Source organism: Pseudomonas sp. 2995-3, assembly GCF_002742565.1.
Lineage (GTDB): Bacteria > Pseudomonadota > Gammaproteobacteria > Pseudomonadales > Pseudomonadaceae > Aquipseudomonas > Aquipseudomonas edaphica.
On record NZ_LJSB01000074.1, the window covers coordinates 1 to 331 of the forward strand.

General features: G+C 34.1%; 1 pseudogene. It reads left to right on the top strand.

Annotation, left to right across the window (positions count from 1 at the left end):
- Positions 1-179: 179 nt before the first annotated feature.
- A pseudogene (locus AOA62_RS03880) lies at positions 180-331 on the top strand (UDP-glucose 6-dehydrogenase); the annotation flags it as partial.

The following is a 331-nucleotide window of genomic DNA, read 5'->3' on the forward strand; positions in this document are numbered from 1 at the left end:
TCCTAGGAAAATGGTTTCTGTTATTATATGATAAAGTAAAAGCATTACCCTGAAAACCAAAATCATTGAGGTGAACGTGGATTTGCCCTTCAATGACCATGGAATATTGGATATATTTGTGATATATTTTTTTAAGGAATGAAACTTGATTTTTATCTAAAACAAGGATGTGTGCAATGATGAAAATAGCAGTAGCTGGTACAGGGTATGTTGGTCTTTCCAATGCAGTATTACTAGCGCAGCATCATGAGGTTGTAGCGTTAGATATTGTTGAAGAAAAAGTTGACCTTATAAATAGAAAGAAATCCCCCATCGTGGATAAGGAAATTGA